This window comes from Marinobacterium jannaschii DSM 6295 (genome assembly GCF_000620085.1).
Lineage (GTDB): Bacteria > Pseudomonadota > Gammaproteobacteria > Pseudomonadales > Balneatricaceae > Pontibacterium > Pontibacterium jannaschii.
Genome location: NZ_JHVJ01000003.1, coordinates 270809 through 297642 on the forward strand (window position 1 = coordinate 270809; position 26834 = coordinate 297642).

The 26834-nt window shown below is 56.1% G+C and carries 24 protein-coding genes; 19 read left to right on the top strand and 5 right to left on the bottom strand.

Features of this window, described 5'->3' with window-relative positions; genetic code table 11:
- The first annotated feature begins 144 nt into the window (after positions 1-144).
- From Q354_RS24180 to Q354_RS0101200, 3 genes are all read left to right on the top strand, one after another.
- Complete coding sequence (locus Q354_RS24180) at positions 145-996, top strand: formate dehydrogenase accessory sulfurtransferase FdhD (RefSeq protein ID WP_036228159.1); 852 nt, start codon at positions 145-147, stop codon at positions 994-996.
- Positions 996-1958 (top strand): helix-turn-helix transcriptional regulator, encoded by a 963-nt coding sequence (locus Q354_RS0101195; protein ID WP_245600962.1) that lies wholly within the window; start codon positions 996-998, stop codon positions 1956-1958. The genes Q354_RS24180 and Q354_RS0101195 overlap by 1 nt, the downstream gene beginning before the upstream one ends.
- A 539-nt stretch (positions 1959-2497) precedes the next feature.
- A complete protein-coding gene (locus tag Q354_RS0101200; RefSeq protein ID WP_156948124.1) occupies positions 2498-4120 on the top strand; it encodes a GGDEF domain-containing protein in 1623 nt (540 codons plus the stop codon).
- Positions 4121-4198: 78 nt separating this feature from the next.
- Here Q354_RS0101200 and Q354_RS0101205 read toward each other — a convergent pair whose 3' ends face one another.
- The 3 genes from Q354_RS0101205 to Q354_RS24185 all read right to left on the bottom strand — a co-directional run bounded on the left by Q354_RS0101205 (position 4199) and on the right by Q354_RS24185 (position 10716).
- Positions 4199-6877 carry a response regulator gene (locus Q354_RS0101205; protein ID WP_027856015.1) on the bottom strand — a complete coding sequence of 893 codons (2679 nt, stop codon included), beginning with the start codon at positions 6875-6877 and terminating at the stop codon, positions 4199-4201.
- Between the two features lie 315 nt (positions 6878-7192).
- Complete coding sequence (locus Q354_RS0101210) at positions 7193-9331, bottom strand: sensor histidine kinase (protein WP_051559792.1); 2139 nt, start codon at positions 9329-9331, stop codon at positions 7193-7195.
- Positions 9328-10716, bottom strand: coding sequence for a sigma-54-dependent transcriptional regulator (locus Q354_RS24185; RefSeq protein ID WP_036228162.1), 1389 nt, complete (start codon positions 10714-10716; stop codon positions 9328-9330). Before Q354_RS24185 ends, Q354_RS0101210 begins: the two co-directional genes overlap by 4 nt.
- Before the next feature lie 309 nt (positions 10717-11025).
- Here Q354_RS24185 and Q354_RS0101220 point away from each other — a divergent pair, with 309 nt between their 5' ends.
- The 6 genes from Q354_RS0101220 to moaA are packed head-to-tail and all read left to right on the top strand — an operon-like array spanning position 11026 to position 16078.
- Entirely contained in the window at positions 11026-11835 is an 810-nt protein-coding gene (locus Q354_RS0101220) for a substrate-binding domain-containing protein (protein ID WP_211252179.1), read from the top strand.
- 9 nt (positions 11836-11844) lie between these two features.
- Positions 11845-12543: an ABC transporter permease gene (locus tag Q354_RS0101225; RefSeq protein ID WP_027856018.1), complete on the top strand. Its 699-nt coding sequence runs from the start codon at positions 11845-11847 to the stop codon at positions 12541-12543.
- Positions 12544-12554: 11 nt separating this feature from the next.
- Positions 12555-13235, top strand: coding sequence for an ABC transporter ATP-binding protein (locus tag Q354_RS0101230; protein WP_027856019.1), 681 nt, complete (start codon positions 12555-12557; stop codon positions 13233-13235).
- Entirely contained in the window at positions 13225-13821 is a 597-nt protein-coding gene (gene mobA, locus Q354_RS0101235) for a molybdenum cofactor guanylyltransferase MobA (RefSeq protein WP_027856020.1), read from the top strand. Before Q354_RS0101230 ends, mobA begins: the two co-directional genes overlap by 11 nt.
- A complete protein-coding gene (locus tag Q354_RS24190) occupies positions 13818-15074 on the top strand; it encodes a bifunctional molybdopterin-guanine dinucleotide biosynthesis adaptor protein MobB/molybdopterin molybdotransferase MoeA (protein ID WP_036228163.1) in 1257 nt (418 codons plus the stop codon). Before mobA ends, Q354_RS24190 begins: the two co-directional genes overlap by 4 nt.
- An 11-nt stretch (positions 15075-15085) precedes the next feature.
- Positions 15086-16078: a GTP 3',8-cyclase MoaA gene (moaA, locus tag Q354_RS0101245; protein WP_027856021.1), complete on the top strand. Its 993-nt coding sequence runs from the start codon at positions 15086-15088 to the stop codon at positions 16076-16078.
- Positions 16079-16109: 31 nt separating this feature from the next.
- Here moaA and Q354_RS0101250 read toward each other — a convergent pair whose 3' ends face one another.
- The gene (locus Q354_RS0101250) at positions 16110-16415 is read right to left on the bottom strand and encodes a c-type cytochrome (RefSeq protein ID WP_027856022.1); all 306 of its coding nucleotides are present in this window, start codon (positions 16413-16415) and stop codon (positions 16110-16112) included.
- 193 nt (positions 16416-16608) lie between these two features.
- Here Q354_RS0101250 and Q354_RS0101255 point away from each other — a divergent pair, with 193 nt between their 5' ends.
- From Q354_RS0101255 to Q354_RS24195, 10 genes are all read left to right on the top strand, one after another.
- Positions 16609-17592 carry a hypothetical protein gene (locus Q354_RS0101255; RefSeq protein WP_156948126.1) on the top strand — a complete coding sequence of 328 codons (984 nt, stop codon included), beginning with the start codon at positions 16609-16611 and terminating at the stop codon, positions 17590-17592.
- 3 nt (positions 17593-17595) lie between these two features.
- On the top strand, positions 17596-18234 hold the full coding sequence (bluB, locus tag Q354_RS0101260; RefSeq protein ID WP_027856024.1) for a 5,6-dimethylbenzimidazole synthase: 639 nt from the start codon (positions 17596-17598) through the stop codon (positions 18232-18234).
- A gap of 115 nt (positions 18235-18349) precedes the next feature.
- Complete coding sequence (locus Q354_RS0101265; RefSeq protein ID WP_027856025.1) at positions 18350-18829, top strand: FKBP-type peptidyl-prolyl cis-trans isomerase; 480 nt, start codon at positions 18350-18352, stop codon at positions 18827-18829.
- Between the two features lie 132 nt (positions 18830-18961).
- Complete coding sequence (locus Q354_RS0101270; protein WP_027856026.1) at positions 18962-20011, top strand: methyltransferase domain-containing protein; 1050 nt, start codon at positions 18962-18964, stop codon at positions 20009-20011.
- A 324-nt stretch (positions 20012-20335) separates the two neighbouring features.
- Positions 20336-20641 carry a hypothetical protein gene (locus tag Q354_RS0101275; RefSeq protein ID WP_027856027.1) on the top strand — a complete coding sequence of 102 codons (306 nt, stop codon included), beginning with the start codon at positions 20336-20338 and terminating at the stop codon, positions 20639-20641.
- 9 nt (positions 20642-20650) lie between these two features.
- Positions 20651-21205, top strand: coding sequence for a glutathione peroxidase (locus Q354_RS0101280; protein ID WP_036228166.1), 555 nt, complete (start codon positions 20651-20653; stop codon positions 21203-21205).
- A 51-nt stretch (positions 21206-21256) separates the two neighbouring features.
- Positions 21257-22276 (top strand): NAD(P)/FAD-dependent oxidoreductase, encoded by a 1020-nt coding sequence (locus Q354_RS0101285; protein ID WP_027856029.1) that lies wholly within the window; start codon positions 21257-21259, stop codon positions 22274-22276.
- A gap of 68 nt (positions 22277-22344) precedes the next feature.
- Entirely contained in the window at positions 22345-23265 is a 921-nt protein-coding gene (locus Q354_RS0101290; protein ID WP_027856030.1) for an AAA family ATPase, read from the top strand.
- Positions 23258-24235 carry a DUF58 domain-containing protein gene (locus tag Q354_RS0101295; RefSeq protein ID WP_456085362.1) on the top strand — a complete coding sequence of 326 codons (978 nt, stop codon included), beginning with the start codon at positions 23258-23260 and terminating at the stop codon, positions 24233-24235. The genes Q354_RS0101290 and Q354_RS0101295 overlap by 8 nt, the downstream gene beginning before the upstream one ends.
- Positions 24225-26213, top strand: coding sequence for a transglutaminase TgpA family protein (locus Q354_RS24195; protein WP_051559794.1), 1989 nt, complete (start codon positions 24225-24227; stop codon positions 26211-26213). The genes Q354_RS0101295 and Q354_RS24195 overlap by 11 nt, the downstream gene beginning before the upstream one ends.
- Here the strand turns inward: Q354_RS24195 and Q354_RS0101305 are convergent.
- Entirely contained in the window at positions 26199-26792 is a 594-nt protein-coding gene (locus Q354_RS0101305) for a uracil-DNA glycosylase family protein (RefSeq protein WP_036228168.1), read from the bottom strand. The genes Q354_RS24195 and Q354_RS0101305 overlap by 15 nt on opposite strands.
- Positions 26793-26834 lie beyond the last annotated feature (42 nt).

A 26834-nucleotide genomic window follows, 5' to 3' on the forward strand; every position in this document is an offset into this window, starting at 1 on the left:
TGGTATAAAAAGGGACAGTCGGTCAGTCGGCCTGGGACAAAATGTCCCGGATGCGGTGCCGGTGAAGCCATTCTTCTGGCTTCCAGCCGGGTACGGTTCTTGCTGGAGTGTTGCTAAAGACTTTATGGGTCAAAGGAGACCGCTATGTCCGAGCTGCAATGCCATGATCTGATCCTCAGTCAGGCCCAGGCCCAACTTACTGAAACCGTATCGGTGCTGGATGAGCGGGGAGAGCGCCGTCAGATTGAGATCGCCTGTGAGCGTCCGCTGACGATTTACCTCAATAAACGTGAGATTGTCACCCTTATGACGCTGGGCGATGACCCCGAAGCGCTGGTGCTGGGATACCTGCGTAACCAGGGATTTGTCCGGGCATTAACAGAGGTGGCGGCGATTCAGGTGGACTGGGAGGTGGAGTCTGCGGCTGTCGTCACCTACGGTGAGCCGGAGGGGCTGGAGGAAAAGCTGGCGCAGCGCACCGTCACCACAGGCTGCGGCCAGGGCACCATGTTCGGTAATCTGATGGAGCGGCTGACCGATATCTGCTTACCGACCCCGCAGGTACGCCAGAGCACTGTCTATCGGCTGCTGAAAAACCTCAGCGAGCACAACGATACTTACCGCAATGCCGGGGCCGTGCACGGTTGCGCTATCTGCGAAGGCGACAGGGTGGTGGCCTTTGTGGAAGATGTCGGCCGTCACAACGCGGTTGATACGCTGGCCGGACGGATGTGGCTGGATGGTATCAGTGCCGAGAACAAGCTGTTCTATACCACCGGGCGACTGACCTCGGAGATGGTGATTAAGGTCGCGCAGATGAATATCCCGGTGTTGCTGTCCCGATCCGGTGTCACCCAGATGGGACTGGCGCTGGCTCGGGAGTTAGGTATCACGATGCTGGCGCGGGCCAAGGGACGGCATTTCCTGCTGTTTTCCGGTGCAACGACACTTGAATATGATGCCGCCGCTGACGCTGACCATGGTGGTCGGGGCTGATGGCAAAGCTACAGATGCCAGAGCTACAGCAGACGGAATCTGCGACGGCGCTGAGCAGGTCTGCGCGCAACGCAGATCCTTTTATGAATGTGCGTCAGGTCGCTGAGTATCTGCACCTGAACGAGAAGAAAGTCTATGCCATGGCGGCTGAAGGTACGATCCCGGCAACAAAGCTGACCGGTAAGTGGTTGTTTCCGCGGGTGCTGATCGATCGCTGGCTGCTGGAAAGCTGTCATAGCGGCCTGATGAACGACCGTCTGATTCTCAGCGGCAGTGATGACCCGCTGTTGCAGGCGGCGACTAACCGATTGACCCAGAAGCTGCGTACCCGGGCCCTGTTCAGCTATACGGTGACCGGTACCCGGCTCGGACTCGATCTTCTGGCACAAGGCCATGCTGATGCCTGTGCCATTCACTGGGGACGGGCTGAGGATAGTGACCGCCAGCATCCGGCGCTGTTGCAACAGTACAGTCAGTCGAAGCAGTGGATACTGGTTCACCTCTACCGGCGTCAACAGGGCTTTATTGTGCGCGAGACCGATTGTGAGCGGCTCAGGCAACCGCAACAGGCATTTGCCGCCACTACCCGCTGGGTTGTGCGTCAGGAGGGGGCCGGGTCGCAGCGATTCCTCGGCGAGTGGCTGGCCGGACATGCCCAGCCGATAGACAGCCTCAGTGTGGTACAGACTGCCTATGGCGAGAGTGAGGTAGCAAGCCTGATCTCCCGGGGGGAGGCCGATATCGGGCCTGGTACTCTCAGCGCGGCGATGGAGTTTGGCTTAAGGTTTATTCCGGTGTGTGAGGAAAACTACGATCTGGTCGTGCCGCGCAACGTCTACTTTCGGCGTCTGTTGCAGCAGCTGTTTGAGTTTCTGCAGGGACATGAAGGGGCCGCTCTCGCACTGCGGCTGCAGGGATATGATCTGAGCCGTTGCGGGCGTTTAGTCTGGAGTGCGGACTGAAGCGGATTCCGCCGGTTTGAGACGCGGACATAAGTAAGGCCGATTCCCGTAAGAATCGGCCTTCGTCAGGTTCGATTCCGGTAACGAGCCGGATCGATACTGGTGATCAGGTTTGACGAAATTACTGTCACCAGGAGCTGGCGCTGGATCCCCGGGCCGGTATAAGCCTCGTCACCCGGGTCACCCCACTGGCCGTGCGCCAGTGGCCAGACTTGTCAGATGGCTGGAACTCTCGTTCTCAGTTCCAGTCTACGCATACCAACTACATTTCGTCACGCAGTTGCTTCTTTGCTGCAGTTCATATGGGTGCTGGCAACTCTAATTATAGAAGCCTTACGGCATTTATTAATGAAAGTTTAAACAGAAAAAACCGCTAAACGGGAATCGAATGCAAGGGCTTTTTATTGCAGTCGAACTCATTGGCATTGTGGGTATAATGAATAGCCTTACAGGAACTGTGGCTGGCGGTCATCACATTGCGAATTAAAAATCAGTTATTAGTAGGGCTATTATTGCTGTTTTGCGGTGCTGGTTTCGCCTTGTTTCTGACCCTGGGCCTGATTGTGCTGCCAAATGTCGAGCTGTTGGAAAAGCAGGCGCTGATCAAGGATATGGTGCGCGTAAAGAAGCAGCTTGAATCGACACAGAAGCAGCTTCATGCCTTTGCCCGCGACTATGCCGAGTGGGACGAAACCTACGCCTTTATGGATGATCGGAATGACAGCTTTGCGCAATCAAATCTGGTCGCCGGTACCCTTAATGCCGCCAAAGCGGATATTCTGCTGCTGTTTGATCCCGATGGGCAGGCACGCGGCCAGCTTTATAGTCAGGCCGCAGTGGACCTGCTGGGTGAACTCCGGATTAGCCGCTATCTGCTGGAAGTGCCTGACTCGCCTGATTACGGATTTATCCGGATGGGAGATCAGGTGCTGATGTTCGCCCAACAGCCAATTACCGATAGTGACGTGTCGCAGCCTCCCCGGGGCGTTTTGTTCTTCCTGAGATTTGTGGATTCCCAGATGGCCCGGTCCATATCGGAAAACCTGGGGTTTGATGTATCACTCTCCATTGGAGACCGAAGTAGTGCCGAAGAACGGATTGAAGTCGGATTTTTCGGGGGCGACCGGAGCCTGGCATGGCACTCCATAGACCTGCTGCTGGAGCCGAGATTCGTACTCACCATACGTCTCGTGCAGAGCCGGCCGTTTTACGCTGCAGCCTGGGAAACAATGGCCTGGGCGCTGCTGTCTCTTCTGGTGATGGGCGGGCTGCTGTCCGTCGGTGTTTTCTACTATCTCAACCGCAACCTGGTCAGGCCTATTCAGGCTTTGAAACAGCAGGCCGATCACTATGGAGAATCGGGTGATCCGACCATTCTGAAGACGCTTCGCCGCAGCGATGAACTTGGTATGCTGTCCGAAAGCTTCGTCAAAATGGCGGCCAGCCTGGAGTCGCATCGGCGCTCGCTGGAAACGGAGCGACAGCAGTACCTTGATGCCAGTTACACCGATGCCTTAACCGGGCTGAAAAACCGCCGCTTTCTGGATCAGTATCTCAAGGACTGTTTTGCCAGGGGCGGGGCGGATACCTGGTTGTTTGTATTTTTCGATCTCGATCACTTCAAGCATGTAAACGACCGCTATGGCCACGATGTGGGGGATATCGCCCTGAAGCAACTGGCCGGGCTGGTGCAAAGTCATAGCCGGGAAGGGGATATTGTCGTCCGCCAGGGCGGTGAGGAGTTCGTTCTGCTGTGTAACGGTTCCGATCTGGCCCAGGCCCGGCAGATCGTTGAGCGGATTCGGACCGAGGTCTCTGCTTACCTGTTCGGGCCACCCGGTCGTGCCTTTCATATGACCTGCTCCCTGGGGTTCTGCCTTCTCAGGCCCGCGCAGTGCATAGAAGATATCAGTGTCTGGTATGAGATGTTGAAAGCTGCAGACCTGTCACTCTACGGGGCAAAGCGCAGCGGACGTAACACCTGGGTTGGCGTCAGTTGTCAGGACCAGGATGTACTCCGGAAAGACTTCTCTAAGGTTGATCTTCTGACAGAGGAGGTGGCAGCAGGAGTATTAACCTTGCATAGTTCTCTGCCCCTGGGACAGCCTGTCGACTGGCACAGTGGTGAGGCGCAGGTCACTAAATCGCTGAACCAGAGCTAGTCAGGTTTACAGGCGCCAGCCGGAAGTCAGGCTGCCTAAAAGCCGGAGTTAAGATGGCTTGCCTGTCTCTGCCTCTGCCTACGCGGGTTGATAGCCCAGGTGGTGCTGAATGGTTTTCTCGGTCAGCGTCATTGCCTCATCCAGCTCGGCCAGATTGATTGCAGCGATATCGATAGTCTCCAGCTGACGTGCGATGTCTGCCAGCTCAGTTGCGCCAATCGAAAGTGCGGCCCCTTTGATACTGTGCGCGGTGCGTTTTACCTCATCATCATTGCGACCTTCGAGACTGTCTGCGAGGTCTTGCCGTAGTCCTTTGAGTTCAGTCAGATACATAGTTGCCAGCTGGTCAACCGGCAACTGTACATTCTGGCTCAGCTCTTCGAGTACGCTCATTTCCATTTGAGTCTCCATATTATGTTTCGGGGCAGACGCGGTACTAACTTTAGAGCCTCGGCGGTAGGCTAACTCCATGTCTGGCAGGTGTTGAGTGAGTATGCGGTTTAAGCTTAGTCTATCCAGCGGCTTAATCAGCAGGTCATCTATCCCGCAGCTCAGTGCTTTTCGGTAACTCTCACTCATCGCATCCGCTGTCAGGGCGATAATGGGCACCTTCGAACCGTCCTTCTCTTCCATTGCCCTTATCTGGCGGGTTGCCTCAAAGCCATCCATGATAGGCATGCGCAGATCCATCAGCACAAGGTCCGGCTTCTGGCGTAACCACTGTTCTACGGCTTCAGCACCGTTATTCGCCAGTGAGAACCTCAGCCCCAGAGAGTCGAGCATGCCGCAGACTACAAACTGGTTGGCTTCGACATCTTCAACCACCAATACATGCCCCTGCAGTCTGGGCAGTTTTTTTGCCAGTGGGGAGAGGTTCTGCTGATTCTGGGGGATCACCAGGGGGCGCTCCTCAGGTGAATCAGGAAAGCGGGCAATACAGTGTTCGGCCATTGTCAGCAGGTCCTGATGGGGCAGCGGCAGTCTGGCATAGCCTGTAGCACCGCTGTGCTTCGCCCTCAGGTAGTCGTTGATACTGTATTCGGCCGCCAGCAGCATCACCGGTGGCGAGTCAGGCTGCTGCTCTTTGAGGCTCTTAACAAAGCTGAATCCATCGTGCTCGGGCGGACAGTGGTTAAATATGATCAGGCCGTAGTGGGCGGCATCCTGGGTAACGGATTGCAGTGCCTGTTCTGTGCTATCAAGATGTTCGATGCGGGCTCCATGCGTTTGCAGCAGGCTTTGCTGGGCCTTGTCCGGGGTGGGCGATATCAGCAGAATGGTGCCGGCCTGGCTGAACTCACCCCGATAGCGGCTGGTTGTTGCGGCGGTAACCGGCAGTTTCAGTTCGCAGCTAAACAGCCTCTCTGCTGAGCGGTGATTTTCCAGTGTGCCGCAGAGCAGGCTGATAAGTTTGTCGCAGACAGACTTTTTGATATTGACCCTGTGCTGCGATAGATAGTCGTCGACCTGGCGGCTGTCTCGTTCGATGCTCAGTGGCTCTGCTCTGCCTGAAGGATAACTCTCACTGCTGTCCTGCAAGGTTATGGACAGCGACCGCGGCTCATTCATGCCAATGGCGAGGCGAATCTCTCCCTGTCGGGTTTGCAGCAGCGAGCGGTTCAGCATATAGGAGATGATCTGCATCAGTCGTCGCTGGTCGGACACAATATTGGTTGGGCAGCCGGGTAAAAAGACACAGCAGAGTCTGACGCCCGACCGGTCAGCCAGGGGCTTCAGTTCGAAAATCAGTTGTTGTAGCGCCCTTTGCAAATTAAATGACTGGTAATTCAGTTCGAGCCGGTTGCTGTTGAGTTCAGTCAGATCCAGTATGTCGTCCAGAAGCAATTTGAGCTCACTACCTGACTTCGACAGTATTTCAATCTGCTGGCGTCGGGAGCCGTTCAGCGATGTGGATGAGAGCAGCTCTGCGATTCCAAGGATTGCATTCAGCGGCGTGCGAATTTCATGGCTGATGACTGCGAGAAATTCGTTGGTTGAGATCTCCTTGCGGACACCTTTCTGGCGCAGTGCGTTGGAGCGTTCGATAAGCAACCCTGCCGCAAGCATCGAAATCGAGAGTATATTCAGCAGTAGCAGGAAGTTCCGGCTTTGCTCTGCTGTCGGGCCATTATCCGCGGCATAGAGCCATTGCGATGTTGCCAGCAGTAGGATTGCCGATAACAGCAGATACTCCAGTGGTTTGTCCTGCCAGCGAACCGTGACAATCAACGTAAGGGCGCTGGTGCAATACAGTGCCAGGGGCAGGTAGACGCTGATGCGGTGCACTGTTACGGAGTCTGCGGTAAACAGGTTGGGTATAAACAGGGTGATCGATGAGATCAGCGCGGCGGCCAATATCCCGATAGTACTCAACAGGCTGTTGGGTAGTGAGGATTGTGTTGGAAACAAGAGGCTCAAAAGCAGCGTGATGCTAAAACAGATCGGGGTGATAAAGCTGATCCAGCCGGCGGGCGGAGGCAGCTGATAAGCGGTTGTTGCCAGAAACAGGTCGAAAAAACTCAGCGTGGCCGTAATAACCAACGTCAGTGCCAGCCCGGTCAGCAGCGGATTCTGCAGCGACCTCCTGCAGAGCAGGGCAAGCGTTGCGGTGATGCTGAAGACGGTTGCAAGCAGCGCACTGAGAACATTAGTGCCGCTCAGGTTTAAGGGAAGAAACAGCAGGGTTTCTGTCTGAGTCGCTAAAAGCAGGAGTATGGGGGCGGCTATCGGTAATATTGTGCGCAGGCTTTGTTTCATACACCTTCCCTGGTGAGTCGAATCAGAATGCTGAATCCACCCAGCCGGGTGAACTCTCCTTGCGGTTGCTGCTGCCTACGGCAGAGGATGGCTCAATCTGCCATCGCCGCCCTGATAATTAGTTTATCCTAATATAGAGCGTTCGGTCGCCCGGTAAGAATAGTTTATCCTTCGCCCGAGTGCAGGTTGCTTACCTGATTTTTTGTGGTTTTATCCTTTTGTGTCGTCTTTTTCCTGCATTTAGCCGGAAATTTGCGTGCAGTGCCTGTTTTTCAGTAAGTCGTACGCGGTCAGCCTGTGGGCGGTTCGCCGGGTCTATTCCTGCGCAATTAAGCGTTGATTGGTACGTTCGACCGACGACAGGCGATCGAGTATGCCGCTCAGTTTGTCGTCGCTTTTGCCGTTATGTTCGGCCTTGCTGGGTAACCAGACGGTAAAGCAGGTGCCTGCCCCCGGGGTCGATTCGACACTGATATCGCCCCCGTGTCGCCTGATCAGGCCATAGCTGACGGACAGTCCCAGCCCGGAGCCGCTTTTCTTGGTGGTAAAGAAAGGATCAAAGATCTGTTTCAGATTCTCGGCGGCAATGCCGGAGCCGCTGTCGCTGACCTGGACGCTGGCGCCGATCAGTTGATGATTGTCGTCAAACCAGTCGCGGGTGATCAGACGGATCTGTCCGGGCCCTCCGAGCGCATGAATGGCATTGAGTATCAGGTTGACCAGTACCTGCTGAATCTGCTGTGGGTTTACTTCTACAGAGGCGTTGGCGTTGCATTGCAGGACGGCCTCGGCCTGGTGTTTATCCAGTGCATGGCGCACCAGCTGCAGAGTATCGGTTACCACCTGGTTGATGCTGAGAGACTCAAAGCTGTCCATCTGTCGAGAGGGCCTGCTGTACTGAAGCAGGTTGTTGATCAGTGAACGAATGCGGTAGACCTGATCGATAATGGCATCGATTTCGGCCTGAACCGGCTCGGCATTTTCCTGCAGTTCTGCGGAAATCAGGTCAATATTGCCGAGAATCACCGCCGCCGGATTATTGATCTCGTGGGCGATGCCGGCTGTCAGTTCTCCCAGGGCGGCGAGCTTTTCCTTATCCAGCAGGCTGCGACGGGTGTTTTTCAGCAGCCGGATATGCTGTTTCAGCGCTTCGGTGCGTCGACGCAGGGAGCGCGTACGCCGCTCTACGGTGGCTTCCAGCAGATCGTTGGCGTGGCGGATCTCGCGCTCGCGCTGTTCCAGCAGTTCCAGCATGGCATCAAACTGGCGCGCCAGTTCGGTCAGTTCATCGTCACTGTGCAACGGGCCGATTCTCGGTTCCATATTGCCGTCGCGTACAGCGCGTACCACGGCCTGGATCTGCAGCAGCGGTTTCAGCAGCAGGCGGGTGTGATTCAGCACGACTATGCTGGCGACCAGCATGATCAGGGCGATCATCAGGGCGGCTTCCAGCAGGGAACGGTAGTAGATCGCGGTAAAGGGGGCTTCATTGAAGCCGGCGTAGATCATGCCGATCTTGCGCTGATTGAAATCCATGATCGGCTTGTAGGCGGAGATATACCAGTCATTGACGACAAAAGCCCGGTCTATCCAGGTGTCACCGGCCAGCAGTACCCGCTGCTTAACCTCATCGGATACCCGGGTGCCGATCGCCCGGCGGGTTGTGCTGAAGGAGCCGTTCTGAGCATCGTTAAGTGTGTGTGGCACATTGGTGCTGATACGGACATCATCCAGGAACAGGGTGACGGTACCGAGGCCGCCCGGAGGCAGGCTTCCCGCGCCGTAGACCAGATCCCGGATCTTATCGACGCTGGCAGTGGTATTGTTCAGCAGCAGGCCCGAATCCAGCACACCCAGAGGCTCTCCCTCAGCACTCATCACCGGATGAAGGGCGCGAAGCACCATGCCGCGCTGCTCGCGGATCTGAGGGGTTGGGGCTGCGTGGGGCGTTTCGATCAGTTGGATATCCGCTTGTGCGGCCAGTCCCGGGCGGATCTGCTGCAGTTCCTCGGGGCTGTGAACCGAGAAACCACTGCGGGATTTACCTTGCATCAGTTCGGGCAGTACCTGTTGCAGGGAGTTTCCTGTCAGTTCGGTGAGCCGGGGCCGTGGGATAAATCGCAGAAAGCTCAGTTGGTGCTGTTGCCGGATCTGTTCCAGCTCCCGCCCCAACCGGATAAGATTATTGTCCCTGAGGTGGGGGTAAACGCGGTAGCTGCCGGCGATCTGCCGGAGGGTAGCCAGTTGCTCCTTTTGCACCAGTTGCAGGAAGCTGTCGGTGACAGCGAGGTCTGCGCTGACTTTCATATACAGCTGACGGTCGCTGTAGCTGTTGGTCCAGTAAGCCGCCATGATGGCAATGCCAATGGCCGTCACCAGCAGGGGTAACAGGGTCAGGAACAGCAGCTTGTTGCGCAGGCTTCGGTTGCCGGGCCACTTTAGCAGACGGTTCATGCCGGTTGTCCGGTGTCTGCGACCGCCTGCCAGGCTGCCAGTTTGCGATCCAGCGTTTTGCGTGAAACCCCGAGCGCGCGGGCGGCGGATGACTTATTGCCCTGATGTTGTTCCAGCGTTCTTAAAATCTGGTATTTCTCCAGTTTTTCCAGGCTCCAGCCATCGAAGCAGTCGTTTGATGCCGGCTCACTCGCGGCATTCGCTTCGTTAAAGTACTCAGCCGGTAACTTGCTCAGCAGGATGCAGCGCTCGATCAGGTTTTTCAGCTCACGGATATTGCCGGGCCAGGGATAATGCTGCAGAGCCAGCAAGTCGTCGTGACTGAAAGGGATCGCCGGTAATCCCAGCTCGCGAGATAACTTGGCGGAAAAGTGGTGTACCAGCTGGGGTATATCCTCTTTGCGATCACGCAACGGTGGCAGGGTAATGCTGAGCACATTGAGGCGGTAGTAGAGGTCTTCGCGGAAGCGACCGGCTGCTACTTCCTCCTTAAGATCACGATTGGTCGCGGCGATAATCCGCACATCAATAGTGGTTTCCTGTTCGCTGCCCACCGGTCGTACCGCCTTCAGCTCCAGTGCCCGGAGTAGCTTAGCCTGCATCAGCAACGGCATTTCGCCGACTTCATCCAGGAACAGGGTGCCTCCGCTGGCAAAGTTAAACAGGCCGTCGCGTGCCTTGTTGGCACCGGTAAAAGCCCCTTTGGTGTGTCCAAACAGCTCCGCTTCCAGCAGATCCGGGGCGATCGCCCCGCAGTTAACCGGTACAAATGCCCCCTGACGCTTGCTGAGCTGGTGTAGCTGGCGTGCGGCCAGTTCCTTGCCCGTACCGGACTCGCCCTCGATCATCACCGCTGAAGGCGTCGGGGCGACGCGCTGAATCACCTCCTGAACCTGGGTAATAGCGCTGCTGGTGCCGATCATCTGGCTGGTCGGAAATGCCTGTTCGACTTCACGCTGCAGTACGAAGTTGGCGCGGCTGATGGCGCGCCTGTGCAGGCAGCGTTCGACAGCATTCATCATCTGCTCGAGCCGGAAGGGCTTGAGAATAAAGTCCGCAGCGCCTAAGCGCAGGGCGTTAATCGCTGTTTCCAGATCGGCATAGGCGGTCATAAAAATAACGTCACTACTGCCATCTCCCGGCTGCAGGGCCTCATGCCACTCCATGCCGGAGCGGCCGGGCAGCTTGATATCGACAATCAACAGGTCGAAATGACAGCGTTTACGTAACTCCTCCGCCTCTTCGACGCTTCCCGCTACCTCGACCAGCGCAAAACGTTTGCCCAGTGCTTTTTGCAGAAAGCTCCGCATGCCCGCTTCGTCATCGACGATCAGTACAGATACGGCGGGGGTGCCGGCGGATGGGAAATTCTGATCGCTGTGCATAGGAGTCTCCGGAGATAACGCGGGCTGACAGGTTAGCGGGTCAGGTCAGTCGCTGGTGGGACATTTTGTCCTGTTGGTTGTTGTGGTTGGACATTATGGCCTGTTTTTGAGGGGGCGCATCATACGACCATTGGATACCTTTGGGCAAACTGCCGCTTGAAATCCGCCTTTAGTCGGTCATTTTGAGCCGGATTTGCTGAGATCGGTGAAGCAACTGCGCGTGATTGCACGACCGATCCGCATATTATGAATTGGCATTCATATTGCTGTACTTAGTGCATCGGTAACGGGATCTTAAGGAATCTGACAATGAAGAAATGGATGAAAGGGTTGTTGTCTGCGACTGTACTGTCGCTCTCTGTAGCACAGGCGGTCGCTGGGGAAACCGTTGTCCGTCTGGCCACCACCACCAGTACCTACAACTCGGGGCTTCTGGATGTACTGTTGCCGGTTTTTGAGCAGAAACACCAAACCCGGATTCATGTAATCGCCGTCGGAACCGGCAAGGCTTTGCGAATGGGACGCGCTGGCGATGTCGATCTGGTGATGACCCATGCGCCGGGGGCCGAGAAAAAGTTTGTAGATGAGGGTTTCGGTATCAACGCCCGCAGCCTGATGTATAACGATTTCGTCCTGGTCGGGCCTGCGCAGGACCCGGCCGGACTTAAGTCGGCGAACTCGGTCGCCGATGCAATGGCACGCATCGCGTCCGGCAACGCGGTGTTTGTTTCCCGCGGAGATGATTCCGGTACCCATAAGAAAGAGACCGGCCTATGGCATAAGGCATCGGTCACACCCACATTCAGCAGCTACCGAGAGGTGGGGCAGGGGATGGGTAAAGTGCTGCAGATCGCCGATGAACTCAACGGTTACACTCTGACAGACCGTGGCACTTGGCTGGCCTATGAAGACCGTTTGCAGCTGAAGCTGGTATTTGAAGGCGATAAGGCGCTGTTTAATCCCTATCAGGTGATTCTGGTGAATCCGGAGCTACATAAAGGCTTAAACACGCTGGGGGCGGAAAACCTGCAGCGCTGGCTGATCTCTGAGGAAGGCCAGAAGCTGATTGGCGACTTCCGCATCAAGGGTAAGGCGCTATTCCACGCATCGGCCAGCTAAGCGTCAGCAATGGATAGTCTGATCACAACCAGTATTGCCGCGCTGGAACTGCTTTTTAGCGGTGACGCCGAGCTTTGGACCATTATCGGCGTCTCCTTCCGCGTCTCGCTCAGCGCTATTGCCATCGCTGCCATCCCGGCTTTGCTGCTGGGATTTACGCTGGCTATGGTGCAGTTTCCGGGGCGCTGGGCGCTGGTTGCTATCTGTAACGCCCTGATGGCCGTGCCCACCGTGGTGGTTGGCCTGACGCTTTATCTGGTGTTGTCCCGCAGTGGCCCGCTGGGCGAGTGGCACCTGTTGTTCACTCAGCCGGCGATGGTGGTGGGGCAGGTTCTGCTGTGCTTTCCGGTGTTGGTCTGTATGAGTCATTCGGCATTTCAGAGTGTTGATAAGCGGGCCTGGGAAACGGCCCGTACACTCGGAGCCCCCTGGCACAAGGCGCTGCTGACGCTGGTCAATGAAGCCCGCTTTGCGTTGCTTGCCGCGCTGGTGGCGGGCTTTGGTCGCATCATTTCTGAAGTGGGCTGCTCAATGATGGTGGGCGGTAACATCCTCGGATATAGCCGCAATATCCCAACAGCGATTGCCCTTGAGACAAGTAAAGGCGAGTTCGCTCAAGGTGTGGCCCTGGGCATGGTATTGCTGCTGCTGGCGCTGTTGCTTAATTTTCTGCTGGCCAGTGTGCGGGGGCGGGGCCAACAGGTATGAGGAAACAGGATATGGCATTAAGGCTTGAAGCTCGTCAGCTGGTAAAACGTTTTGGGGCACGCGAGCTGTTCCGGATACCTGAATTTAATCTGCGGGCGGGCGAGAGTCTGTATCTTCAGGGTGAAAACGGCGTTGGCAAGACCACTCTGATGAAGATCCTTGCCGGACTCGATAAACCCTGTGACGGCTCTGTCCGGCTGTTGCCCGCCAGGCGGCGCTGGTGGCTGTCAGCACTGGATCAGAAGGTGATCTACCTGCATCAGACGCCCTATGTTTTCGCCGGCAGTGTGGCGGACAATATCGCCTACGGACTGCGCTATCGCGGCTTCGATCAGCAGACAATTCGCCAGCGCGTGGCTCTGGGGTTGCGCTGGTCGCGCCTTGAAGCTCTGGCTGAGCATGATGCCGTGACGCTTTCAGGCGGCGAAAAACAACGAATGGCGCTGGCACGGGCCTGGGTGCTGGAGCCGCAGCTGCTGTTACTCGATGAGCCGACCGCCAATCTGGATGTGGATTCTGTCAGCCTGGTGGCTGATATGGTGTCCGGCATGGTGGCGGATGGGGCGGCGGTAATAGTCAGTAGTCATCAGAAGACCGCACTTACCCGGCTCTGCCAGCGCCGGTTGCATCTGATCAACGGGCAGTTACGTGAAGTATTCTCCTCAACCCGACAGGAACAGTATGGGCATTAATTCAGACATCACCGCAGTTGTACTGGCGGGAGGGATGGCGCGGCGCATGGGCGGCGGTGACAAGGGACTCATCCAGTTCAGGGGCCAGCCTCTGATCAGTCATGTGCTACAGCGGGTCGAATCACAGGTGGGCCTGACATTAATCAACGCCAACCGCAATCACAGCGACTACCATGCGCTGGGATTTGAGGTGCTGTCAGATCCGCAGGCGGGTTATCAGGGGCCAATGATGGGGTTTCTGAGTGGCCTGCAGGCGTTAAGCAGTGAATGGCTGTTAGTCGTGCCCTGTGACAGCCCTTTTGTGCCAATGGATCTTGCATCCCGGTTGTTGCATGCGGCGCGGCAGCAGTCGGCCAGGATAGCGGTCGCCCGTGACGGGAAACGGATACAACCGGTATTTGCCCTTATCCATCGTTCGCTGCAGGAAGATCTGGAATGTTGCCTTGCCGATGGCGAGCGTAAGATCGATCGCTGGTATGCGCGTCATGTCATGGCCGAGGTGGATTTTTCCGACCAGCCGGCCGCCTTTATTAACCTGAATACCCCGGATGAGCTGGCTCAGATGGATAAGGGGACTGAAGCATGACGGCCGCAGTGAGTTGTTTCGATAGTTCGGTAGCCGGGCAGATGTTGCAGGTCGATGAGAGTCTTCGCCGTATTCTTGAGGCGGTGCCTCTGCCGGATCAGAGCGAAGACGTGCCGTTGCATCAGGCGCTGGACCGGGTGCTGGCCGAACCGGCGATATCCGCGATCAATGTGCCGCAGCAGACTAATTCGGCAATGGATGGTTACGCCATCCGGGCCGCCACCCGGGGGGGCGCTTTGCCGGCCCGGTTTGAGGTGGTGGGGCCGTTGTTTGCAGGCCAGTGCTGGGATAAAGCTGTTGCGGCGAGTGAGGCGGTGGAGATAATGACCGGGGCGCCTTTGCCAGTGGACTGCGATGCCGTTGTGATTAGGGAAGCTGTGCAGCGTACGGGCGCGTTTATTCAGTTCGATCATGCAGTCGCGGTCGGGGAAAATGTTCGCCAGGCGGGTGAGGATATAGCCCGGGGTAGCTGTGCGCTGGCTGCCGGGACACTGCTGCGGCCGCAGGAACTCGGCTTGCTTGCATCACTGGGATATACTCATGTCAGGGTCTTTAAACGGCTTAAAGTGGCGGTTTTCTCGACCGGCGATGAGGTGGTCGCTCAGGGGCAGGAGTTGGCAGCGAACGCTATCTATGATACCAATCGCTATAGCCTTCACGGTTTACTGGGCCGCCTCGGTTGTGAGGTGATCGATCTGGGTATCGTCGCCGACAATCCACAGGCGATGGTGGCAGTGCTGGAGAAGGCCGCCGCAGCGGCAGATGTGGTGTTTTCGTCCGGCGGCGTGTCGATGGGCAAAGCCGACTATATAAAGAGTGCGCTGGAGCAGGTGGGATGTATCGGATTCTGGCGTATAGCGATGCGACCGGGCAGACCGCTGGCCTTTGGTCATCTCGGAGACACCCCTTTCTTCGGCCTGCCGGGTAACCCGGTGGCGGTCATGGTAACCTTTATGCAGTTTGCCCAGCCCGCGCTGCGCAAGATGATGGGTCAGAGTCACTGGCAGCCACGCAGGATGGTGGCGCAGGCTGAAAGTAATTTCCGCTCCCGTGCAGGACGCACAGACTACAGTCGCGGCATTTGTCGTATTAACGATGCCGGAACGCTGGTAGTAGCGTCTACCGGTAAGCAGGGATCGGGTATCCTTTCCTCGATGGTCGAGGCGAACTGCCTGGTCGAAATTGGTGATAATACGGAGAAGGTTGCGCTTGGTGATCAGGTGGTCATCCAGCCATTCAGTGACCTTCTCTGAGGAGAATGAAAGTGGCAGAACAGTTAATTGACGGCTTTGGTCGCAAGATCACTTATGTCCGGCTGTCAGTGACAGATCGTTGTGATTTTCGCTGCGTTTACTGTATGAGCGAGAATATGACCTTTCTGCCACGCCAGCAGGTACTGTCGCTGGAAGAGATTGAGACCATTGCCCGTGCCTTTACCGAGATGGGGGTGACTAAGATCCGCCTGACCGGCGGCGAGCCTCTGGTGCGGAAAGATGTGTTGCAACTGTTCAGTAGCGTCGGGGCCCTGCCAGGCTTGAAAGACTTCTGTCTGACCACTAACGGTTCGCAGTTACGCCGCTATGCCGAACACCTTAAGGCGTCGGGCCTGAAACGTCTTAATATCAGCCTGGATACGCTCGACCCCGTGCGTTTTGAGCGCCTGGCGCGAAAGAATCGTCTGGATCAGGTGCTGGATGGCATCAGTGCGGCCAAGGACGCCGGCTTCGAGAAGATCAAGCTGAATGCTGTGATCCTCAAGGGCCGTAACGACGATGAAATAGTGCCGCTGGTTGATTACGCCCGCGATATGCAGGTGGATATCAGCTTTATCGAGGAGATGCCGCTGGGGGATATCAGCGAACATGACCGGGCTGAGACCTTCTGCTCCAGCGATGATATCCGCCAGCAGATTGATCAGGTGTATCCGCTGATGGCGACGGCGGAAAACAGCGGTGGTCCGGCGCGCTACTGGCGGATGCAGGACAGTGAAAGCCGTATCGGTTTTATCTCCCCGCATAGCCATAACTTCTGTGGCGACTGTAACCGGGTGCGGGTCACTGTTGAAGGGAAACTGTTGCTCTGCCTGGGCAACGAGAATGCGGTGGATCTGAAGGCGATACTGCGCCGCTATCCCGGCGAGATCGATCGGGTCAAGGACGCCATTCGTCAGGCGATGAACGTCAAGCCTGAGCGTCATCACTTCACGACCGACGGTGATGTGCAGATCGTGCGTTTTATGAATATGACTGGCGGCTGATCAAACCAGCCCTGCTTTCGGGGCCGCGCGATCAGCGGTCCCGGATATAGATGGCGATGGCCCGGGCCTGATTCGGGTCCAGCTGGGGAAAGTTCGGCATATTGGGAAAGCGATCGCTGCCATAGAGGATCAGGTTAATCACTTCACCGCCGCTCAGGTTTGTCGAGCGATTGGCCGGTACGCCCGCCAGGAAATTACCGCCCCCGGATTCTTTATGACAACCAGCGCAATGCTTGTTGTAAAGCAGCTTTCCGCTGCTGTTCTTCTGCTTATCATCGTCTCCGCAACCACTCAGACTCAGTATTACGGCAAGACAGGTGACGGCTGTAACTGACACTCTGTTCACACCTGCTCTCCTTTTGCGGTCAGACCCCTGATCTTACTAATCGGCCTGAAGTGTCGATAGTTTATAACTAAAGTGAATGTTCTATCGGTATAATCGGCGGCATAACTGATCCGGGACAGGTTAAATGTGATCCCGGTTACATATTTTGCAGGGGATCTCGGTGGAGATCTGGTTGGAGGGTTCAGTGGATAATCGGCTTCATATTACCAACGGCGATGTTGCGAATCAGGTGCTGGAAAAGCATGGAATAGAAGGGACATTTCTTGCCTGGGCCGATGTGATGCATGAAGGGCCGCTGCCACAGGGGTTGTCGCTGCAGGAGATGTCGCTGATCCGGGCAGGCTTTATCGCAGACCGTGGCTGGGCCAGTCAGTTTGAAGCCCGCACCCACTTTGAGACCCGGGATACGTTGTTTCTGGGAGCTGCCAGGGATGGTCAGGTGGTGATCTGGAATTCCTGGGAGCTGTATGACCAGCTGCACATGCTCCAGCTACTGCATCAATACAATACTGAAACAGCGGTGGGGTGGAGTGCTCCGCTACTGGTATTTGTCGATACCCATATAGGCTCTGCCGATGCCGATTATAATTTTGATAAGTCGCTGCAGGCAGCAAAGCCGGCAACCCCGCGTCAGTTTCAGCTGGCAGAGGTGGTCTGGCAGGCGGTGACTTCCGCCAATCCTCGGGCACTGGCCGCGGTGCTGGAAGAGGATCTTACGGTATTTCCTTACCTGCGAGGCGCCCTGCAGCGTTTCTTGCAAGAGTATCCCTCCGAGCAGGGAATCTGCCGTACCGAGCGCCAGATACTCGAGGCGGTAGATGATGGCGAGAACAGACCGGGGGCAATATTTGGCCTGTCTCAGAAAGCAGAAGAGATCGCGTTTATGGGGGATTCCAGTTTCTGGCAGTTTATGCGCGGGCTGATTCACTCTGACATGCCCTTGCTGGCGCTGAGAGGCGGCGGGGAGTTTATCCTGCCAGGTATGTTCGGTCCGGATGAGGCATTTCTGGCACAACGTCTGGAGCTCACGGAAGAGGGGCAGCAGGTACTGGATGGTGAACTCGACTGGCTGAGTAAGCATCAGCCTGATCGCTGGATTGGCGGTGTGCACCTGAATCCGGAAAACCTCTGGCGCTGGACCGGCGAATGCCGCTTTAAGCGGGGTTGACCGATGCTGATCTCTGAGCAGGAGCGTGACGCGCTCTATAAAACACTGTTCGCCCGACGTGATGTACGGCGTAACTTCCGGCCGGAACCTATACCGGAAGAGGTACTGCAGCGGATTCTGATGGCTGCTCATCATGCGCCCAGTGTCGGTTTTATGCAGCCCTGGGACTTCGTGCTGGTGGAGCAGCCGGAAACGCGGGCATCTATACGCGACGGCTTTGTCGAGGCCTCCGGGATGGAGGCAGAGATCTTCGAGGGTGAAAGGCAGCAGCTGTATCGCTCGCTGAAGCTGGAGGGAATTACCGATTCGGCGATGGGTATCGTTGTCACCTGTGATCGTAAGCGGATGGGGGAGCAGGGCTTGGGACGGGTGCTGAATCCTGAAATGTCACTCTACAGTACCGTATGCGCCATCCAGAACCTCTGGCTAGCGGCGAGGGCCGAGAATGTCGGAGTTGGCTGGGTCAGTATTCTCGATTATGAGGTGTTGCGCCGGCTACTGGGTATCCCGGATTCGGTTGACGTAATTGCCTACCTCTGTGTCGGATATACAGATGGTTTTGCGGCCAGTCCTGATCTGGAACAACGCGGATGGCAGGACCGGTTGCCGTTAAGCGAATTAATTCACCGTGAACGGTGGTAGCTGCCAATTATGACAGTTATGATGGGCGGCCTAAACCAATCGGGTGCGTAGAGGTGATTGGCATCGGCGTCGTTGCTCTCCTTAATCATCGTTCCCTCCTGTCGGAGAATTATCCATGCAGATCGCTGAAAACACCGTCGCTAATATCCATTACACCCTGAAAAATGACGCAGGTGAGGTGCTGGACTCCTCTGAAGGTCAGGAGCCTCTGCCGTTTCTGTGTGGCGCTCAGAACATCATCGCTGGTCTGGAAAAGGCACTGGTTGGTAAAGTCGTTGGTGACAAGCTGGATGTGACCGTTGCACCGGAAGAAGGCTACGGCGAAGTTCATGAAGAGATGGTGCAGGTTGTACCACATGAGAACTTCCAGGGTGTTGAGCAGGTGGAAGTAGGCATGCAGTTTATGGCTGAAGCGCCTTGGGGTCAGCAGCCTGTGACTGTTGTAAAGGTAGAAGAAGAAGGCGTCACTCTGGATGGTAACCATCCGCTGGCAGGCCAGACTCTGCACTTTAACGTTGAAGTCGTTGAAGTACGCGCTGCCACTCAGGAAGAGCTGGAGCATGGTCATGTGCACGGCGAAGGTGACGATCACTAAGAGTTCGCAAATGGCGCCATATCTGTGCGCCGTTTAGCTGTCGTCGGCAGGCGGCAGACAGTTGAATTTTGAAAGACGCGTGCACTGGTGAACCGGTCCACGCGTTTTTTATGGCTGAAGAAAAGGTGAAAGATGCATCAAGAGGTCCAGGAATATTACGGCAAGGTTTTACAGGGCAGCGATGACCTGCAAACCAATGCATGTTGTACAGATACCCAGTTGCCGCGCTATATCAAAGATGCGCTGAGTAACGTGCATGATGAAGTGATGATGCGCTATTACGGCTGCGGGCTGGTTGCGCCTGAGGCACTGCAGGGCTGCTCCATACTGGATCTGGGCAGTGGCTCGGGGCGGGATTGTTATGTGCTGGCTCAGCTGACTGGTGAGCAGGGGCAGGTTGTTGGTGTGGATATGACCGATGAACAGCTGGAAGTGGCGAACCGTCACAAAGCCTATCACCAGCAGAAATTCGGTTATAGCGCTGGCAACGTGACGTTCCATAAAGGCTATATCGAACAGCTCGATCAGCTTAACCTGCCGGACAACAGCTTTGATATCATCGTTTCTAACTGCGTAATCAATCTGAGTCCGGATAAAGAAGCCGTGTTTCGTGAAGCCTGGCGTCTGCTGAAACCGGGTGGTGAACTGTATTTCTCTGATGTCTATGCGGACCGCCGTATCTCTGCGAGCCTGCAGCAGGATCCGGAACTCTACGGTGAATGCCTCTCGGGTGCTCTTTACTGGAATGACTTCCTGCGTCTGGCCGCTAAGGCCGGCTTTGCTGATCCGAGACTGGTTGAAGATCGTCCGATCACTATCGACAACGAGCGGATTCAGGCAAAGATTGGTCATATTGGCTTTTATTCTGCCACCTACCGGCTGTTTAAGATCGAACAGCTGGAAGATGCCTGTGAGGATTACGGCCAGGCCGTGATCTATAAAGGGACACTGGCGCAGCATCCGGAATTCTTTCAGCTGGATGCCCATCACCGTATCGAACGTGGCAAAGTATTCCCGGTTTGCGGTAACACCTGGCGTATGTTGCACGACACCCGTTTTGCTGAACACTTTGAATTTGTCGGCAACTGGGATACTCATTACGGCATTTTCGATGGTTGCGGCACCCTGATGCCATTTTCCCGCAACGACGCGGATGAGGGTGGCAGCGGCGGTTGCTGCTGAAGCTAGCCCTAGCCAGTTAGCCCTATCCGGGCCTGATCAGGATGCAATGGCAGTATTTCTGTTCAGGCCCGCTTCCCTTTCTGCCTGAGATCCGACTTAGTCTGGCGCTAGGTTATCGGCACTCTTTCCCACTCCCGCCTGTAAAATCACGGCTTCATTCGCTAAAAAGCTGCACTCCTGCACCCTTGGGCTAAGCTGAAGACTGGTCGTAATCCAAAACTCGTATCGTTACGTAAACCCGACTAATAATCAGGCCAGCAGAGGGCAGTTTGGGCACCGCTACCAGCCGGTACGGGCTTAGTGGCCAAAACGGGAGACTGAAACATGAACGTCGCAGATTTTAAATCACTGGCTGAGGCGCACTCACTGAGAGCGGTTAACTTTATCGAATCCGGCTGTGGCCCAATGGTGATTGAGGTGGAGTATGACAAAGATTCAGAACCTGTCCGTGAATTGATTAAGGACAGCCATGGTGAAGTGGTGACCTGCAAAAACGTTACCCAGGCCTATGGGCTTTGCCAGAAGGCGGGGGTGCATAAGGCAAACCTGGTGCAGGTTATACCTCATGATGAAGCATGTCAGGCAGAGTATGCTGACTACCACCGCGAATCGATGCCCCTTACTTTTTAAGACACTATGATGAAATCGTTATTCGTTTCACTCTCGGCACTGCTTTTTACCCCGTCAGCTACGGCATGTACTGACCTGCTGGCGTATGAGGTTAAGACCCTGGCCGAGAACAAAACGGTCAATCTGTGTCAGGCCTACAGTGGCAAGGTAGTGCTGGTTGTGAACACGGCAAGCAAATGCGCTTTCACCGGTCAGTATGAAGGCCTGGAAAAGTTATATCGCGAATACCGTGACCAGGGCCTGGTCGTGCTCGGGTTTCCGTCGAATGACTTTGGTCAGCAGGAGCCGGGTACAGCGCAGCAGATCAGTAACTTCTGCCGCACCACTTATGGTGTGGAATTTCCCATGTTTGCCAAGGCCCGGGTTCGTGGCGCCGATGCAGACCCATTCTGGCGCAATCTTGTGACAGCCAGTGGTACCACGCCAAAGTGGAATTTCTACAAGTATCTGATTAACCGCAATGGCGAGGTGGTCGATGTTTACAGCAGCATTACCTCGCCTGACAGCGGGCGCTTCAGGCGCGCCATAGAAAGGCTGTTACAGGAACCTGTAAAGGAATCATAAGCAACCACGGCCGTGCTGAGCCAATAGTAAATCTGGACGGAGGAAGACAGGATGTCCAACGGAGAAACGCTTCGGGTAGCGGTTATAGGAGCCGGATTGTCTGGTACGGTAGCCGCCCGCTATCTGTGTGATCATGGCTGCGAAGTCACTTTGTTCGATAAAAGCCGGGGTACCGGCGGCAGGCTGGCGTCGTGCCGGCTTGGGGATAACAGTGTCGACCTGGGATTGCCGTTTTTCGAATCCGCAGGCGTACGGTTTAATCGCTGGCTGGAGCGGCAGGTTGAAGCGGGCATACTGAGCCACTGGTATCCATCCCACCAGCTTTTCAACGGAGACCTTATTGAATCTCCACGAGTCTATGCAGCTACCGCCAGAATGAGTGCCTTAACCCGCAGTCTTATCTCGGATTGCCACCTGATATCTAAAAAACGCATCTCGCTGGTCTGGCCCTCCCGAGAAGGTATTAGCCTGCGTGATGAAGATAATCGCCTCAGTGGTGAATTTGATGCGGTGCTGATCGCTACGCCAGCACCACAGGCTGTACCGCTGCTGGACGGTGTCGGACGCTTTCGGTCACGTGCGGCCGCAGTAGAGGTACAACCGGCCTGGGTGACCGCCCTGACCTTGATGGAACCGCTGAACTCACCGGTTGAGCTGATATCCGGTGAGCATGAGGTGTTTCATCGTCTGGTAAGAGACAGTGCAAAGCCGGGGCGACAGGGGGCGGATCGCTGGGTGCTGGAAGCCCGTGCCGACTGGAGTCGTCAGCATCGTCGTGATAGCCCGGATTATGTACAGCACAGAATGCTGACTGCCTTCGAGGATCTGCTGGGGCCGTTGCCTGAAATTAGTGATATTCGCACTCACCGCTGGCTGTATAGCCATACACAGGGCAGTGAGACTCAACTCTGTCTCTGGGGCGAAGATGTTTGCATCGGCGTCTGTGGTGACTGGTTTGCCGGTGGCGGTGTTGAGGGGGCATTTGAAAGCGGGCTGGCTTTAGCGGAAAAAGTAATGCAATCTCTTACCGCTGGCCGACCTGTTGAAGTTGAGGCTGAGCAGACCGGTTAGGGGTAATCTCCCGGGGCGGTCTTTTCAGCAGTGCCAGTTGTTCTGCGCAGTGATTTAAGGGAAAAGGGATGCAGTCAGAGATAGACCGGGCGATTGACGCGATTAGTGAAGTACTTTTTGGCAAGGAGAAGCAGATCCGGCAGGCGTTAACGTGCCTGCTGTCACAGGGCCACCTGTTGATCGAGGATCTGCCGGGGATGGGGAAAACCACGCTGGCGCATGCCTTGGCCCGGGTGCTGGGGCTGGATTACCAGCGGGTTCAGTTCACCAGCGATATGCTGCCCGCAGACATTCTCGGCGTATCGGTGTTCGATGCGGCCAGCGGCAGTTTTCGCTATCATCAGGGCCCCGTCTTTACGCAATTATTGCTGGCAGACGAGATAAACCGCACCACGCCGAAAACCCAGAGCGCTTTGCTTGAGGCGATGGAAGAGCGTCAGGTCTCGGTTGACGGAGACTGTTTACCTCTGCCGCAGCCATTCTTTGTTATCGCCACCCAGAACCCGGTGCATCAATACGGCACTTATCCGCTGCCGGAGTCCCAGCTTGACCGTTTTCTGATGCGGATCTCTCTCGGTTATCCGGAACATGACGCAGAGAGGGCGTTACTGCGGGGGGGCGATGGACGGCAGCGGATTGCGGATCTACCGGTTTGTCTGCATCCGGACATTTTAGTAGAGATCTCCCGGGCCTGTGACCAGGTACAGGTTTCCGAAAGCTTGCTGGATTATCTACAGCGCTTGCTGCGTTACAGTCGTGAAAACAAAAATTTCGCTTATGGTATCTCCCCGAGGGGCGCGCTGGCGCTGCTGCGTTGTGCAAAAACCTGGGCCTATATGCATGGCCGTAGTTACGTGGTACCTGAAGACCTGCAGGCGCTACTTGGGCCGGTGTTTGGCCATCGCCTGAAAGCCAGTGAGGAGTTTGCTGACTCCAGTGGTCTGGCGCTGGTGCAAAGACTGCTGGGCGAGGTTGATGTCCTTGGCTGAGACGATCATTCCCCGTGGCCTGACTAAGCGCTATCAGGACTGGCTTAGTCATCGACGTGGAAAGGGCACCAGTCTTGAGCTGAACCAGCGTCGTATCTTCATATTCCCCTCTGCCGCAGGGCTTGCCTTTATTGGCGTAGCGATCCTGCTCTTCCTGCTCGGAACCAATTACCAGAATAATCTGGTGATGGCGCTTGGCTTCCTGCTGACCAGTGTTTTTGTGGTGACGATCCTCCATACCTACTTCAACCTGTCCGGCCTGAAAGTGAGTGCTGTTCGCAGTAATCCATGTTTCGTCGGGGAGGAGGCCGGATTTGAGTTGCGGTTGGATGCCTGTCGTGGGCGCAGCCATGAAAATATCAGGCTAAGCTGGCCGCAAGGCGGTACTGCACTGGTCAGCCTTAAAGGGCAATCCTATCAATTCTGTACGCTTAACTACCCGGCGCAGCAGCGTGGTGTGCTGCGTCCCGGGCCTCTGAGAATAGAGAGTCGCTTTCCGCTGGGGATTCTGGTGGCCTGGAGCTGGCTGGGCATTGATCAGGGTACGGTCGTTTACCCTCAACCGCTGGCTTGCGGTGCACTGCCGGATTCGGCCGACTCAGAAGGCGATGGACAGGCAGGCATGCGGCAGGGGAATGATGACTTTGCCGGACTGCAGCCCTATCAGCCCGGAATGTCACCCCGACGGATAGACTGGAAAACCTATGCCCGGGGGCAGGGGCTTCAGGCGAAGCAGTATGTCGCGAATCAGAGTACCCATGTCTGGCTGGATTTCAGTTTGTGGCCGGGGACGGATCTGGAGACGTTGCTATCCCGCCTGACCTACTGGGCGTTGAGGCTCAATCAGGAGCAAACGCCCTTTGGTCTCAAGTTACCCCAGTGCCGTATAGCGCCCTCATTGGGACAGAACCATCTCGATGCGGTATTGCGTGCATTGGCCGTTTGTGGAGTCGGCACAGATGAAGCCTGAATTTCAGCTTTCACGACCGGCGCTGATCTGGCAGATGGTGGCAGTGCTGCTGGTGGTGCTGCCTCTGGTATGGGAGTTGCCGGTCTGGCTGCTGCTGGTGACCCTGATGACCACAGGATGGCGCTATATGGTCTATCTCGGGCGCTGGTCTTTCCCGCACTGGAGTATTCGTACGATCCTGGTCGCCGGACTGGGCTTGCCACTCATGCTGAAAATTGGCCAGGGTATCAGTCTGGACTCGATGGTGTCATTGCTGGTATTGGGATTCAGTCTCAAGATGCTGGAGATTTATAAACGCCGCGATGCATTGCTGGTGATGATGGTTGCTTACCTGGTAGCCGCCAGCACCCTGTTATTTGATCAGTCTATGACGGCTACCTTCTATGTGCTGTTTTGTATCCTGATTATCACCACCGCTCTGGGCGCCGTGTTTCAGAGCAGTGATAGCGGTTTATCGGGCCCTTTCCGCCATAGCGCCATGATTCTGTTGCAGGCGTTGCCGCTGATGGTGGTGCTGTTTTTACTGATGCCCCGTCTGCCGCCACTCTGGACGGTGCCGTTGAGCAGCACTTCGACCAAAACCGGCTTAAGTGAAAAGATGTCTCCCGGCGATATTTCACGCCTGACCCGTAACGCCGATATTGCCTTTCGGGCGGAGTTTGTTGATCGTAAGCCAGAGCAATCAGAGCTCTACTGGCGGGTCATGACGTACGGCAGCTATGACAAGGGCACCTGGTCCGAACCCGATGGAGCGCATCCGCTGTTGCCTCGCCATGTCAGCGTCACCGATATTGACCTGGCCCGGTCACTGGGAGATGAGCTGGCCTACAGTGTCGTGATGGAGCCAAGTTTTCAGCAATATCTGCCTGCACTGGATATACCTCTGGCCTTTTCGGCAGAGATACGTCAGTCCACAGATTTTACATTGCGGGCCAGTGAGCCTCTCAGGGAACGCTATCGTTACCAACTGCGTTCGGCAACTCAGTACCGCACTTATCCCAGAAGCGCTGAATCCCTGTTGCGCTATCTTCGCTTACCGCCCGGCAACCCGAAGAGCCGGGCGCTGGCGCAGCAGCTGGTGGCCGAGAATGCAGATGCTGAATCATACATCGCGGCTCTCCTGACCCGCTTTAACAACAGTTTTATCTATAGCCTGACGCCGCCGTTGCTGGGGCAGAATGATATTGATGACTTCCTGTTTGAGAGTCAGACCGGATTTTGCGGGCATTACTCCGGGGCACTGGTGTTTATGCTCAGGGCGGCGAATATTCCGGCGCGGGTGGTGGCCGGTTATCAGGGAGGCGAGTGGAGCCCCGATGGTAGCTATATGCTGGTCCGGCAATATGATGCCCATGCCTGGGTCGAGGCCTGGTTACCTGAAAGAGGTTGGGTGCGTTACGACCCGACTGCCGCGGTTGCACCGGAACGGGTACAGATGCCAGCGCAGGACATGTATCAGGATCAACCCGACTTTCTGGCCGATCTTCCACTGGCAGGCCTGCATCAGGCCGACTGGCTGGCGCAGCTGCGCTGGCAGCTGGATGCGATCGATTTCCGCTGGCAGCGCTGGGTACTGAACTATCAGAATCGCCAGCAGGGGCTGCTGGAACGGTTACTGGGAAAAGTCGACTCTATACGGCTGGTGTTTGCGTTAATGATCCCATTCGCGCTGATGTTGCTGGTTATCTACTGGCAGCAGAGACGGCAGGAAAATCCGGTTGTCCGGCCTGTTTGGCAGCGTCAGCTTGATAAGCTGCTGAGTAGCTTGATCCCGTTAGGATGGTCCCGTCATGAAGGCGAGACGCTGAGACAGTTTTGCGAACGGGTGGCCGAGGGGCAGCCCCAATGGCGCAATGAGCTGGTTATGCTGGCAGACTGTCATGAACGATTGCAATACAGCTGCGAGCAGGACCTGCGTCTGGAAAGTGCCATGATTGAGCAGCTGAAGCGTTGCAGGGATCAGTTAGGCCGTCGCTGAGATCAGCTTGATCCGTCGTTGCAGTTCAGGAACCAGCTGCTGTTCAAACCAGGGATTGCGCTTCAGCCAGATCTGGTTTCGTGGTGAAGGGTGAGGCAGCGGGATTATACCGTCCGGCGCCTCTTGCCAGTGGCTGACCCGCTCGGTCAGGGTTTTATACTGATCCTGCAGGTAGTATTTCTGAGCATACTGGCCGATTAATAGGGTTAACTCCAGATCAGGCATCTGCTGCAGCAAAAGGTGGTGCCATTTCGGCGCGCATTCCGGGCGCGGTGGCAGATCGCCGGAGCGGCCTTTGCCAGGATAGCAGAAGCCCATCGGGACTATGGCGATCCGGCTCTGGTCATAGAACGCTTCGTCACTCAGGTTTAACCACTGTCGCAGGCGTTTGCCACTGGCGTCATCCCAGGGAATACCGCTGGCATGGACACGGGTGCCCGGTGCCTGGCCTATGATCAGTATTCGCGCGCTGGAAGAGGCGCGGACAACCGGATTGGGTCCAAGAGGGAGTTGCTCTTTACAGAGATCGCATTGGCGGATCTGTGTCAGCAGGTCGTGTAGAGGGATGGAATCGCTCATTGTATCAGTTGCGGGATCAGAGCTATCTGATCCCGCATCGTC